This window comes from Lysinibacillus sp. G1-3 (assembly GCF_056322905.1).
In genome coordinates, this window is the sequence record NZ_JBWHYQ010000001.1 from 122,852 (window position 1) to 136,844 (window position 13,993).

Sequence of the window (13,993 nt, forward strand, 5' to 3'; positions counted from 1 at the left end):
ACTGGGTGCTTTTAGCCTTCGCTCCTCTATTGCTAATCCCCAAGGAGTCGCCCAGTCGTAACGAAGATCAACAAATTCATATAGCATGTATCCCCTTCCAATCGCTATAATTTAAGTGATAAAACGAACTTTAGCAAAAGGGTTTTGTCTATGCGAAGGCGAAGTGTTAACTTAAGGTTTGTTGTTATACCGTCCACTATTGAAATTCTACGCCATCGCTGATTGGAGTGGAAGGCTACTCGACTCCAGTGGGAAAGCGAGACAGCGAGACCCTGCACGAAGCGTAGCGAAGGAAGCGGCTCGACGCTCGCCCGCAGGAAAGCGAGTAGCCTGAAACGGAAATCGCCCCTTCGTTTTGCCAAAGAGAGATTACTTGATCATTTCATTTTCATTTAACCAACAATAAACACATAAATATAAAGAGAAAACATAGTTTGTTGAGATAAAAACGATGTTGAGAGTAATTGATTTAGGAGGGATAAAATGCGTTTCTCGATGTTACAGCAAAAAGAAGTAATTGAAGCAGGGAACGGACGCTTTTTAGGATTTGTGGTAGATGCAGAGGTATCCAAAGAAACAGGCTATGTAACGGCTTTTATGATTGCAGAGCCCCGAAAATATTTAGGGCTTTTTCGCGGGGAAGAATCGGTTAGGAAAGTGTATATGAAAGATGTACTTGTAGTTGGAAAGGATGTCATTTTAGTAAAAGCAATATCCTAAAAGACAAAATTATTATGCATATTAAAAATCTAAGCATTTTAAAGCGTTGCCAGGGTAAAATGTACTTTCACATAGGTCAGGCTATTCATTGATAATTCAAGCATTGCTTGTTACAATATAAGAAACTATTGTTGTAAAGTTGGGAAAAACATTGACAAAAATCTTAACAAATTTGAAGAAAATTAATGATCTTATACAAGCAGCAAAAAAACGTGCAAATCGTGAAGCAGAGAAAGTTCAAATTATTGCAGTGACAAAAGAAGTTTCTGTAGAAAGAACACAAGAAGCAATTGATGCAGGCCTTATTCATTTAGGAGAGAACCGTCCAGAAGGCTTAAATCGTAAAACTGAAGCGATTCAAGCTGATGTACATTGGCATTATATCGGTTCTTTACAAACACGTAAGGTCAAACAGGTCATTAACAGTATCGATTATTTACATTCACTAGATCGTTTAAGTTTAGCGCAAGAAATTGAAAAAAGAGCAGACAAACCTGTTAAATGCTTTGTACAAGTTAATGTATCGGGCGAAGAGTCAAAACATGGTTTATCGATTGAAGAAGTCCTCCCTTTTATTGAATCATTAAAAAGTTTTACGAAAGTTCAAGTTGTTGGTTTAATGACGATGGCACCGAATACTGATGAGGATACAATTATTCACTCTGTTTTTAAGCAATTAAAACAATGTCAACAGCAAATAGCCGAGCAAGGATTCGCACATGCGCCTTGTACCGAGTTATCAATGGGCATGTCTAATGACTTTGAAATTGCGGTAGAAGAAGGGGCTACATTTGTACGAGTTGGAACGGCTCTTGTTGGAAATGAAAGAGGGGAACAGGATGAGCATGAAAAATAAAATTAAAAATTTCTTTTATCTTGAGGAAGAAATAGAAGAAGAAATTACTCAAGCTCCTATTCAACAGCAGCAACCCGTACAACAACAGCAACAAATCCAATCGGTAAAGCCTAAAAAAGTTATGAAGGAGCGTAAGGCACCGGTTCAGGAAATTTTTCCGCAGAGTACAACGCCTACAAACAATATTGTTAGTTTGCAGGCAGCAATGAATTCTAAAGGTGCAAAAGTTGTATTAGTTGAACCTAGAGTTTATGCCGAAGCGCAGGACATTGCAGAACATTTAAAAAATAGGCGTGCAACGATCGTCAATTTACAACGAATTGAGCGAGATCAAGGTGTACGAATTATTGATTTTTTAAGTGGCACAGTGTATGCACTCGGCGGCGATATTCAAAGAATCGGTAAAGACATTTTCCTATGCACACCTGAAAATGTAGAAGTATCTGGCGAAATTTCGAATTTTATTTTAGACGATAATTAATAGCGAGGATTGTAGTTTATATGACATTTTATTTAATCTTGAAGTATGTGTCTATAGCATTTTATGTATACTCACTAATGCTAGTCGCATATGTGTTAATGTCCTGGGTGCCTGCTGTTCAAAATACATCAGTTGGACGTATTTTAACAAAATTATGTGAACCCTATCTTGGAATTTTCAGAAAATTTATTCCGCCAATCGGCATGATTGATATTTCACCTATCGTAGCAATATTTCTCCTTAACTATATTCAAAAAGGGCTGTTTATTGTTATTTTAAAAATTTACGAAATGTTGATTTAAAAAAAATCCTCACGAACGGTGGGGATTTTTTATTTATGGGGAATACTACATTTAACAAAAAAGGTTGCTTTATTGTCATTATTCCTAGAATGCCTAAGTAGGAGTATAGATTAGTGTTCGGGCATTACTAAAGCAAATCTAACTGAATTTAAGGAACAATACTAAAATTAAAAAGTATTGTTGGTATGAAATGCATCCCTAATATAATTACATATATTTTTACTTATTCACTAAAAGTTGAGGTGGCATTAGTTTAAACGTAATGTTGATTTGAGTGATGGGGTCCGCTACAACTATTATTAAATATAACAATTTTTTGTGGATATTTTGCAGAATATACCCATTTTACTGATTGTAGCGTAGGGCTACTCGACTCCCACGGGAAAGCGAGTAGCCCGTAGCGGAAATCAGAGCCCCCTGATTAATTTGTATGTTCAAAAAAAGATAACCAATATTTTTTGATATAAAACCAAAAAATACCGATAAAATTGTGCTAGTAAATGAGAGATAATAAAGGTGGAGTAAACATGGAGCATTTAATACAGCATTTTAGAAAAGATGAACAGCCTTTTATTGAACAGGTTGTGAGCTGGCAGCATGAAGTAGAGGATCGATACGCTCCAAAGCTTACTGATTTTCTAGATCCTCGTCAACGTTTTATTGTTACATCGATTATTGGACAATATGACACATTGAAAACAGCTAATGCTGGGCTCTTTGATAATGCAGAGAGACAACGCATGCTGATTTATCCTACCTATTATGAGCCTGTGGAAGAAGATTTTCAGCTTACCGTATTTACGATTCAATACCCTGTGAAATTTGTCCAACTACGACATCCGGATGTTCTTGGAGCTTTATTATCTTTAGGGCTGAATCGGGGCAAATTCGGTGATATTCGTGTGAATGAACATCTAGTACAATTTGTAGTAGCGAATGAGGTAGCGGAATATGTACGCTTACATTTAACAGGCATCGGCAAAGTAAAGGTACATGTAGAATCGATTAAAGAGACAGAGGCGCTGCTACAAAACGAGGAAGAGTGGATAGAAGAATCTCATACTGTTTCCTCTATGCGTTTAGATGTTATTATTTCAACGGTATTAAATACTTCTCGCCAGAAGGCACAAGCATTAATTACAGGTAAAAAGGTACGTATCAATTGGACTGAACGGGATACAGTTGCGTTTGAATTACAAGAAGGAGACATTTTATCTGTACGTGGAAGTGGTCGAATAAAAATTATGATGACGGAAGGACGTACAAAAAAAGATAAAATTCGATTACAAATCGGTCGATTGGCCCAAAAAAGCTGAAAATCAAGTAAATTTCATTAATTTTTACTGCTAAGTTGTTGGAACAATTGTATAATAGAAAGTATGAATGTACATGTAAAGGAGAGAAGGATCGTATGCCGTTATCACCTATTGATATACATAATAAGGAGTTTACTAAATCCTTCAGAGGTTACGCTGAAGATGAAGTAAATGAATTTTTAGATCAAATTATTAAAGACTATGAGATTTTGTTACGGGAAAAGAAGGAAGTAGACAGACAACTGGAGATTTCCTTAGAACAAGCGAGACATTTTAATTCTTTAGAGGAAACGTTACAAAAGTCAATTGTTGTTGCGCAAGAGGCAGCTGACGAAGTACGAAGAAATTCTCAAAAAGAAGCTAAACTGATTGTAAAAGAAGCAGAAAAAAATGCTGATCGAATTATCAATGAGGCTTTAACGAAGGCTCGTAAAGTGACAATTGAAATTGATGAGCTGAAAAAGCAATCAAAAGTATTCCGTAATCGTTTTAAAATGCTTGTAGAGGCACAGCTTGATTTACTAAATGCAGATGACTGGGATCATTTGCTACAATATGATATTGACCTTACTGAAATTCAAGCATCTGTCGAAGAAGCACAAGAAGCCGATCAAGTTTAACTTTTTTCAGCATTCATCTTCCACCTCTATAAGTTGTGTGTTGAATGCGAGTTAAGTTGCTTTTTCAGTGGGTGTCCAAACACCTGCTGAAATAGAGGGAATCAGTCTAAGAACGTGGCATTACCGAAATGACCGACATCGTGTCGGCCCTCACGCAGGACTAAGCACAAAGCCGAATCCGACACAATTATGCCGAGGCATAGTTGATTCTATCTATATTGTAGACATTGTGAAGCAATAAGTGAAACTTGACGTGATTGTATGATTTTCATATACTATGGTAATAGTAATTATTTTGAACACATATGCAAACAGGCAAAGACGAAGACAGTATTTGTTAGGCGTAGTTAAGCGATTTGGGGATAGTGTGAGCCCAAACAAACAAATAACAATGAACATCACTTCGGAGCTAAATAACTGAATGTAGTAAGTTATTTCGTAGTGCACGACGTTAATGTGCTTTAAGTGGTAGTACAATTTTGTGCTACAATTAGGGTGGTACCGCGAGTATAAGCTTCTCGTCCCTTTCAGGGATTGAGAGGCTTTTTTATGTTCAAATGACGGTTGGCTTCATCTCTATTAGTATGAAATGGCTAAATCCTATGTTTGAACTTATACATCCATTGTTAAAACGTGTTGATTTTGCCGATAACTAGAACTTGAGGGCATTTCTCGAAATGGTTCTATGTAGCGCCCAGCCGGAACGGAAATTCAACCACACGCTATAATGATAAGCCTAATAACTGTCGTAAGTGTATGAGCGCCTATGAGCATTTAATTGTTGTTTGTAAACATAAAGGAGGAATTGAAAAATGGTTGAGTACAAAGATACTTTATTAATGCCAAAAACAGATTTCCCAATGCGTGGAAACTTACCGGCAAATGAACCGAAGATGCAAGAAAAATGGGACGAAATGGACATTAATAAATTGCAGATGGAGCGTACAGAAGGATGTCCTGAATATGTGTTACACGATGGACCTCCATATGCAAATGGTGATATCCATATCGGTCACGCTTTAAATAAAGTGCTGAAAGATATGATTACGCGTCATCGTTCTATGAATGGTTATCATGTAAACTATATTCCAGGTTGGGATACTCATGGTTTACCAATTGAGCAAGCACTTACGAACAAAGGTGTAAAGCGTAAAGAAATGTCTGTTGCTGAATTCCGTAAATTATGTGAAGAGTATGCATACGAGCAAATTGACAACCAACGTACACAATTCCGCCGTTTAGGTGTTCGTGGTGATTGGGAAAATCCATATATTACATTAAAGCCTGAATTTGAAGCACGTCAAATCGAAGTATTCGGTAAGATGGCTGAAAAGGGCTATATTTATAAAGGTTTAAAACCAGTTTACTGGTCTCCATCTTCTGAATCTGCACTGGCAGAAGCAGAGATTGAATATCAAGATGTTAAATCGCCTTCTATTTATGTAAGCTTTGCGCTTAAAGATGCTAAAGGTGTAGTTCCAGCAGATGCTAAAATGATCATTTGGACAACAACACCTTGGACAATTCCAGCGAACTTAGGGATTTCTGTAAACCCTGAATTTATTTATGTTGTTGTGGCAGTTGCAGATAAAAAATTCATCATTGCAAAAGAATTATTAGAAAAAGTTGCTAACGAACTTGAATGGGAAGCATATGAAGTTGTGCAAGAAGTTAAAGGTGAAGCGTTAGACCGAGTTGTTGCACAGCATCCATTCTATGACCGTGAATCTCTTGTAATGGTTGGAGAGCACGTAACTGCTGAAGCGGGTACTGGCTGTGTTCATACAGCACCAGGACACGGTGAAGATGACTATCATATTAGTAAACAATATGGTCTACCAATTCTTAGCCCAGTTGATAATAGCGGCTGCTATACAGATGAAGCACCTGGTTTTGAAGGTGTATTCTATAATGATGCCAACAAATTAATCACTGAAAAATTAAAAGAAGTAGGTGCTTTAGAAAAGCTTAACTTCTTTACACACTCATATCCACATGACTGGCGTACGAAAAAACCAGTTATTTACCGTGCAACACCACAATGGTTTGCGTCGGTTGATGCATTCCGTGATGAGTTACTAGGGGCTGTAAAATCAACAACTTTTACACCTGCTTGGGGTGAAACTCGACTTTATAATATGATCCGTGACCGTGGAGACTGGGTAATTTCACGTCAGCGTGCATGGGGCGTGCCAATTCCAATTTTCTATGCTGAAAATGGAGAGCCAATTATTACACCAGAAACAATTGCTCATATCTCAGCTTTATTCCGTGAACATGGGTCAAATATTTGGTTCCAAAAAACAGCTAAAGAATTATTACCTGAAGGCTTCACACACTCTGGTAGCCCGAACGGTGAATTTACAAAAGAAAACGATATTATGGACGTTTGGTTTGACTCGGGTTCTTCTCACCAAGGTGTGCTAGTAGAGCGTGGTATGAAGTATCCAGCTGATTTATATTTAGAAGGTTCTGACCAACACCGTGGATGGTTTAACTCATCATTAATTACTTCTGTAGCTATTAATGGCTATGCACCATATAAGGGACTATTAACACATGGTTTCGTTCTAGATGGTGAAGGTCGTAAGATGAGTAAGTCTTTAGGAAATGTCATTATCCCTAAAAAGGTGATGGATCAATACGGAGCAGATATTCTTCGTTTATGGGTTGCATCTGTAGATTATACAGCAGACGTTCGAATCTCAATGGATATGTTGAAGCAAGTTTCTGAGGTTTATCGAAAAATCCGTAACACATTCCGTTTCTTACACGGAAATGTAGCTGATTTTGATGCGACGAAAGATCGTGTAGCATATGCAGACCTTCGTGAAATGGATCAATACGTTTATATGCGCTTACAAGATGTTTTAAAAACTGTTCGTGCTGCATATGATCGCTATGATTTCGCGGCTGTGTATCATGCAGTGAATAACTTTGTTGCTGTAGAATTATCTTCATTCTATTTAGATATTGCAAAAGATGTTGTGTACATCGAAGGTCATGACAACAAAGACCGTCGTGCAATGCAAACGGTTATTTATGACACATTAATGACGTTAGTAAAAGTAATGTCACCTATTATCCCTCATACAAGTGACGAGATGTGGTCTTACTTACATGCTCAAGGTGTTGTAGAAGAGGTATCTGTACAATTAACAGACTTCCCAGAGGTAGATGAGCATGAAAACTTCGAAAGTCTATGTGAGAAATGGGTAAAAATTATTGATGTTCGTGATGATGTTTTAAAAGCATTAGAGGAAGCTCGTAATGCAAAAACAATTGGTAAATCACTTGAAGCGAAAGTGACAGTTTATGCGAATGAAGATGTGGCAGCATTATTAAATGATGCAAGCATTAATTTTGCACAACTTTCAATCGTTTCTGCCTTTGAAGTAGCATCAATAGAAGCTGCGCCAGCAGATGCATTAGCTTTAGAACATGCTTCGATCGTTGTAGAAAAAGCAACAGGTGAAAAATGTGAGCGTTGCTGGTCAATTTCTGAAACAGTCGGTTCAAATGAAGCACATCCAACAGTGTGCGCGCGTTGTGCAGAAGTTGTAGAAACGTATTACGCTTAATTTAAAAATAAGAATCTGCATTCTATGTAATTAATAACGCAAGTCTCCTTGATGATGGGGGGCTTGCGTTTTTTATTTTGTCACCTGAGGTCTAGCAGATTCTTTTTTGTCATGGAGTGATTTCTAAGAAATTTGAAGCACTATTTAAAGAATATTTCTTGTGTATTGCGGTAGTCAGTTGGGGATATACCAACATATTTCTTAAACGTAAGGCTGAAATAATTAGGTGTGTTGAAGCCACAGATGAAGGAGATCTTTTCAATGGTATAATCGTATTTTCGCAAATACGGTAGTGACTTTATGATACGTGTAAAAGCTACATAATCAACAAAATTGCGGCCAATCTCTTTTTTAAACAATCTGCTAAAATGAGTAGCACTAAAATTGCTGTATTTGGCAACGTTACTGATCGCAAGTTGTTCATCATAGTGCTCCTCGATATATTGAATAGCTTTTTGGAGCTGTTCTTGCTTTGTTAAATCCTCATAAAACCGTACATGAATACTATGAACAGGAGGTTTCCTTCGAGCTTTTCGAGCTTGGCTATAGGATTCCTTTACTTGCATGGCGTCCTGAAAAACGCCACCAATCCCCATAAAAAGATGGATGCAATAATCTTTTTTTAACGTTTCAATAACCTTAAGTAAACAAGCTACCCCCTCCGACCAATGCTTAAATGATGTGTATTCATTAGGAATGCGCATAAGCAACAGTAAATAACGTTCAAAATGTAAAAAAGATATAGGTACTTTATTAGCAAAGTTTTGGTGAAACACATTGGTGATCACACTGCTTGCATCATGAGGGTAAGGTCGATCTTCATTCACATCTATATAACCCTGGATTAAAAACACGATATTTGGGATACAATGCCTCGATAAAAAAGAAGAAGACTGGATTATTTCCTGCTCACTTTCAACCTCTCCACGTATAAGTCGTTTTAAAAAAGCTTCTCGGAATGGCGAAGTATGATCTTGGGAAATTTGCTGTGATAACTCAAGCATTGTAAGAGTACTTGCTTGTTTTGCTTGATAGGACGTATAAAGCTTTTTAACAATGCGTAGAAATTTTGCTTTCTGTAACGGTTTTATGAGAAGTGCAGTCAAGTTTAGTTCAATGGCTATACCAGTTGAGTAGGTAAGGTGTTCTGCAACAATAGGGACAATTATACTATTAGGATAATTTCTTTTTAACCGGTTTATCTTTACCCAGTCAAATAAACGGTTAATTTCATAGACAATGATAGCGGAAATCTCTGTTTTGGGTTCTTCGCAATTAATAAAAGTATTGGGCAGGAACTCATCTAGCCAGTAGCTCATTTGTTGTTGTTCATTTGAATTTTCAATGTACCAAACAATATTTAAAATGCTAACATCACCCTTCTATTATAAATAGGGAATAATAAAAATATTTTAACTTAAAATAGCATTTTTTTGTACTAATACAGCAGTATTTTGTAACTATTTTATAGATTAAATAGAATAAAATAATTGTAGTAAATAATAATTTGAAATTTCAGACAATTATTTACTGAAACAGGAAGGGAGAGCTGAAATATGGCAGAAGTAGGGAGTAATGATTATGAATATGTGGAAGCTGGAACTATCGATGTTAAGGATCTTCCACCACTAGATGCAACTACTAACAAAATTATGAAAGATGAGTTTACTACAGGTTTTAGCTTAACGGTATTTTATTTCATTTTAATTTTTAGTATTCCGGTTATGAACTGGTTTGCTCCAGAGCTTGCTTTCAAGAAAATTTTGGGCGGTATGACAGTAACATGGTTTGTGACAACCGTCGTGATGATGGTAATGGCTTTTATTATTGCGTATGTGCATACAACATTGTACGAGAAGCGCCTTAAGAAATACGAAACACTGAATAAGTAGTTTTAGCTAAGGGGGATATGTAGAATGATGAAAGCTCTATTAGAACCGAAGATGTTAATGACTATTGCTTTAATGGGGACAATTGTATACATTACGTATTTAACGAAAAGAAATGCAACAGCATCCGATTTCTTTGTTGGGGGACGCAGTTTTGGATGGTTTACAAATGGTTCGGCAATTGGGGGAGACTATTTAAGTGCTGCTACATTTCTCGGGATAGCCGGTTTGACTTTCCAATTAGGGTATGACGGTGCTTACTATGCATTTTGCTTCTCCATCGGATTGACGTTGCTAGCTATTTTTGTGGCAGGCCCGTTAAGAAGATTTGGGGCATTTACCGTTGCCGATTTTTTAGCTTATCGTTTTCATAGTAGACGAGCTCGGCTAGTAGCAGTAGCTGTTGTTTTGGCGATTTCTGGTTTTTATGCAGCGCCACAATTATTAGGGGCGGCACAAATTTTAAGTATGTTTTTTGGGACTTCATATGAATTCGGCATTATCTTTACATGTATTGTAATGGTTTTCTATGTAGGAATAGGCGGTATGAAAGGAACAACAATCAACCAAGCTTTAGAGCTTTGGATTCGTCTTGGAGCGTTTGCTGTTATGTTGATTGCGGCAATGTATAGTGGTTTGCATTACGATAAGATTTTAGCTGCTATTAATTCATTCAGCGGTCCTATTACAGGAACATCACCATATGCCTTAGATGGAAATAATGTTAATTTTGATGGTGCTGCTTGGACGGGAACAGGTTTCTATTTCCCAACATTTTGGCAAACTATCAGTATGACAATTGGTTTAGCGCTAGGTACAATTGGTCTGCCACATATTCTACTAAGATTCTATACGAATCCAAGTGCGAAGGCGGCTCGTAAATCAGCATTGATGGCGATTGGGATTGCCAGTACGTTTTTCTTATTAGCAGTATATTTAGGAGTTGTAGGTCGTTCTATTTTTATCTCGGGTACAGCAAGTGAGGAAGTCATGCGTGATCTAGTGCTTGGTGGGAACAATATGGTGATTCCTACAACAGCACTTGCACTAGGAGGTAAATGGCTGCTTGGACTAGTCATAGCAGGTGCGTTTGCGGCCATATTCTCAAATTTATCAGGGTTATTTATTACAAGCTCAGGTGCATTAGCCCATGATTTATATGCAAGCGTTATGAAAAAGGATATTACAGAAAAACAACGAGTAGTTGCAGGGAAAGTAGCCATCGTTTTATTAGGTATTTTATATGGAGCATTGGGTTTACTAGTTAAGGATGCATCCATTGGCCATTTAGTGGCACTTGCCTTTACTGTTGCGGCGAGTACATTTACACCAATATTTATTTTAGGTATTTGGTGGAGAGGAATGACAGAAAAAGGAGCAATTGCGGGTTTACTCATTGGTCTTGGTGTATCGATGTGGATGATTTTTCTTCCAGGAACATTACCAAGCTTCTTACAATTTAAAATCCCAGGCATCATCACAGTGCCTGTAGGATTCTTATCCGTTATTATTGTGTCATTATTAGATCGAAAAGTACCGGCTGATGTCAATGATTTCATGAAGCGTGTGCATTCAAAAGAGTCTGAAACAGCTTAAAACGATATAATTTGAATAAAAATTGATAAGCTATTGCCATTACTTATGAAGTGATGGCGATAGCTTTTTTATTGAAGTGAAGTTGACGGCAGAAAAAAGAGCGGGCAACGGATAGAACTGTCAGAGGGACGGAAGGAGAACAGGTCGACGGAAAGAACAGCCAGAGTGACGGAAAGAAGAGTTGAAGCGACGGATAAAACAGCCGAAGTGACGGAAAGAAGACCGGTCGACGGAAAGAACAGCCAGAGTGACGGATAAAGCAGCTGAAGTGACGGATAAAACTGCTAGAGCGACGGAAAGAACAGTCGAAACTACGGAAAGCACACCCAAATCCAAGCAAAAATCAACCCTACAATATGGTGATGACCTATATTTTCATGCTATATTAGTTATTCTGAGATGGGCTGTTATGGTAGAATAGGTTAGATGTTGAGCGAACGGAGGAGTGTCTGTGTATAAATATTATGGATTAGCCGCATTCGTGATTCTTTTAGATCAATGGACAAAGTGGCTGATTGTGAAAAATATGGAGTTTGGTGAACGAATTTCAGTATGGGATCCATGGTTTGGGATATTGTCTCATCGAAATAGAGGAGCAGCATGGGGAATGTTAGAAGGCCAAATGTGGTTATTTAGCATTGTCACGATAGGTGTTATTTGTGCCATTCTATACTTTTATCATAAAGAGGCTAAAGGTAAACCGATTTTTCAAGTTGGCCTAATGTTTTTATTAGGCGGAGCTATAGGGAATTTTATTGACCGTATATTTAGAGGTGAAGTGGTCGATTTTGTAAGTGTATTAATTCCAGTAATTAATTATGATTTCCCGATCTTTAATATTGCGGATGCAGCTTTAACAATGGCGGTAGTAATATTAATGATTGGCATAATAATGGAAGATAAAAAAGGAAAGAAACAGGTGAAAAAATGACGCAAGTATCATATACAATGGAAGAACAACAAAAGGGAGAGCGCATTGATAAGGCGCTTTCGAGTGTGCAATCAGAGTGGTCGCGTACACAAATTGGTAATTGGATTACTGATGGTATTATTAAAGTAAATGGAGAGACTGTAAAGGCGAAGTATAAGGTAAAAGTAGGGGATGTTGTAGAAATCGATGTACCTGAAGCGGAGCCATTAGATGTCATTGCTGAAAACTTAGATCTTGATATTGTTTATGAAGATGCGGATGTCCTTGTTGTGAATAAACCAAAGGGCATGGTTGTCCATCCAGCGCCTGGACATATGACGGGTACACTCGTTAATGGTTTAATGTACCATTGTAAGGATTTATCGGGTATCAATGGCATTATGCGTCCGGGAATTGTGCATCGTATTGATAAAGATACATCAGGATTATTGATGGTGGCTAAAAATGATGCAGCTCATGAATCGTTAGTGAATCAGCTAGTCAATAAAACAGTGACACGTAAATATACTGCGCTCGTTCACGGGCATATTGCACATGATAAAGGAACAATTGATGCACCTATTGGTCGAGATCAAAAAGATCGTCAAAAACAAGCAGTTGTCGACAAAGGTAAGCATGCAGTAACCCACTTCCAAGTTATCGAACGCTTTGGCGACTATTCATTACTAGAATGTCGTTTAGAAACAGGACGCACGCACCAAATTCGTGTCCATATGAATTATATTGGATTTCCACTTGTTGGTGACCCGAAATATGGACCGAAAAAGACGATCGACTTTGGTGGACAAGTATTACATGCGGGTGTATTAGGCTTCGATCATCCTACATCAGGTGAATATTTGCAGTTCGAAGCGCAACTTCCTGCTGATTATGAACAATTATTACTAGATTTAAGAAATAAGCATTGACGTATAGGTAAAGAAGGTCTATACTAACAAAAGTGAATGAACAACTTAACTAAATATTCACCTTTAATGGCAGTCCAGAGAGGCTGAGAAGGTACATGTGAAAGTGTTGCGAAAAATTTGTGCTGCAAATTTTTTTTGACACGCTATTTAAACACGTATATAACCCTCTCAGGCTATTCGCCTCGAGAGGTTTTTTTATGGACACATGACCCAATAATAGATAGAAGAGAGGAGGAAACTTACATGGCACAAAATGAGTTATTAGATGGACCATCTATGGCAAGAGCGTTAACGCGCATAGCACACGAAATTATTGAACGCAATAAAGGGATCGACGAATGTATTTTAGTTGGTATTAAAACGCGAGGTGCCTATCTTGCAAGACGCCTAGCAGAACGGATTGAAAAAATTGAAGGCAAACCAATCCGTACGGGGGAGCTTGACATCACTCTCTATCGAGATGATTTAACGACAAAGCATGATAATGAACAGGCACATGTTGAGCAAGTCGATATCGATTATGAGGTCGTCAATCAAAAAATTATTTTAGTCGATGATGTACTCTATACGGGACGAACAGTACGCGCAGCGCTAGATGCAGTGATGGATCTAGGGAGACCAGGTCAAATTCAACTTGCAGTACTGATCGACAGAGGGCATAGAGAGCTACCAATAAGAGCTGATTATGTTGGTAAAAATGTTCCGACATCTGGAGCTGAACGTATAGTCGTAAATTTACAAGAAGTAGACGGAGAAGATTGCGTCATTATTTATAAAGAAGACTAACTTAAAG

13 protein-coding genes and 1 other annotated feature are annotated in these 13,993 nt (G+C 37.7%); of the genes, 12 read left to right on the top strand and 1 reads right to left on the bottom strand.

The genetic code is table 11. The features are described from left to right. Positions 1–483 precede the first annotated feature (483 nt). The 7 genes from ACVYAD_RS00585 (at position 484) to ileS (ending at position 7,876) form a co-directional block, all read left to right on the top strand. Complete coding sequence (locus ACVYAD_RS00585; protein WP_079559778.1) at positions 484–720, top strand: PRC-barrel domain-containing protein; 237 nt, start codon at positions 484–486, stop codon at positions 718–720. A gap of 151 nt (positions 721–871) precedes the next feature. Next, entirely contained in the window at positions 872–1,576 is a 705-nt protein-coding gene (locus tag ACVYAD_RS00590) for a YggS family pyridoxal phosphate-dependent enzyme (RefSeq protein ID WP_349658916.1), read from the top strand. Next, positions 1,560–2,057: a cell division protein SepF gene (locus tag ACVYAD_RS00595; RefSeq protein WP_349658915.1), complete on the top strand. Its 498-nt coding sequence runs from the start codon at positions 1,560–1,562 to the stop codon at positions 2,055–2,057. The genes ACVYAD_RS00590 and ACVYAD_RS00595 overlap by 17 nt, the downstream gene beginning before the upstream one ends. Before the next feature lie 20 nt (positions 2,058–2,077). Then, the gene (locus ACVYAD_RS00600) at positions 2,078–2,359 is read left to right on the top strand and encodes a YggT family protein (protein WP_197141782.1); all 282 of its coding nucleotides are present in this window, start codon (positions 2,078–2,080) and stop codon (positions 2,357–2,359) included. A gap of 527 nt (positions 2,360–2,886) precedes the next feature. Continuing rightward, entirely contained in the window at positions 2,887–3,675 is a 789-nt protein-coding gene (locus ACVYAD_RS00605) for a YlmH family RNA-binding protein (RefSeq protein ID WP_476423937.1), read from the top strand. A gap of 95 nt (positions 3,676–3,770) precedes the next feature. Next, complete coding sequence (locus tag ACVYAD_RS00610; RefSeq protein ID WP_132357526.1) at positions 3,771–4,295, top strand: DivIVA domain-containing protein; 525 nt, start codon at positions 3,771–3,773, stop codon at positions 4,293–4,295. 309 nt (positions 4,296–4,604) lie between these two features. Further along, positions 4,605–4,824: a binding site (T-box leader), on the top strand. 283 nt (positions 4,825–5,107) lie between these two features. Beyond that, positions 5,108–7,876 carry an isoleucine--tRNA ligase gene (gene ileS / locus ACVYAD_RS00615; RefSeq protein WP_476423939.1) on the top strand — a complete coding sequence of 923 codons (2,769 nt, stop codon included), beginning with the start codon at positions 5,108–5,110 and terminating at the stop codon, positions 7,874–7,876. A gap of 140 nt (positions 7,877–8,016) precedes the next feature. On the opposite strand, the gene ACVYAD_RS00620 is transcribed toward ileS, so the two are convergent. Continuing rightward, entirely contained in the window at positions 8,017–9,195 is a 1,179-nt protein-coding gene (locus ACVYAD_RS00620; protein ID WP_476423941.1) for a helix-turn-helix transcriptional regulator, read from the bottom strand. A 237-nt stretch (positions 9,196–9,432) separates the two neighbouring features. Here ACVYAD_RS00620 and ACVYAD_RS00625 point away from each other — a divergent pair, with 237 nt between their 5' ends. The 5 genes from ACVYAD_RS00625 (at position 9,433) to pyrR (ending at position 13,986) form a co-directional block, all read left to right on the top strand. After that, entirely contained in the window at positions 9,433–9,768 is a 336-nt protein-coding gene (locus tag ACVYAD_RS00625; RefSeq protein ID WP_476423943.1) for a hypothetical protein, read from the top strand. 24 nt (positions 9,769–9,792) lie between these two features. Beyond that, positions 9,793–11,361, top strand: a complete 1,569-nt coding sequence (locus ACVYAD_RS00630) for a sodium/solute symporter (protein ID WP_386826861.1) — start codon at positions 9,793–9,795, stop codon at positions 11,359–11,361. 451 nt (positions 11,362–11,812) lie between these two features. Beyond that, the gene (gene lspA / locus ACVYAD_RS00635; RefSeq protein WP_349658907.1) at positions 11,813–12,292 is read left to right on the top strand and encodes a signal peptidase II; all 480 of its coding nucleotides are present in this window, start codon (positions 11,813–11,815) and stop codon (positions 12,290–12,292) included. Continuing rightward, the gene (locus ACVYAD_RS00640; RefSeq protein WP_349658906.1) at positions 12,289–13,200 is read left to right on the top strand and encodes an RluA family pseudouridine synthase; all 912 of its coding nucleotides are present in this window, start codon (positions 12,289–12,291) and stop codon (positions 13,198–13,200) included. The genes lspA and ACVYAD_RS00640 overlap by 4 nt, the downstream gene beginning before the upstream one ends. Positions 13,201–13,443: 243 nt before the next feature. Continuing rightward, entirely contained in the window at positions 13,444–13,986 is a 543-nt protein-coding gene (gene pyrR / locus ACVYAD_RS00645) for a bifunctional pyr operon transcriptional regulator/uracil phosphoribosyltransferase PyrR (protein WP_349658905.1), read from the top strand. The last annotated feature ends 7 nt before the right edge of the window (positions 13,987–13,993 follow it).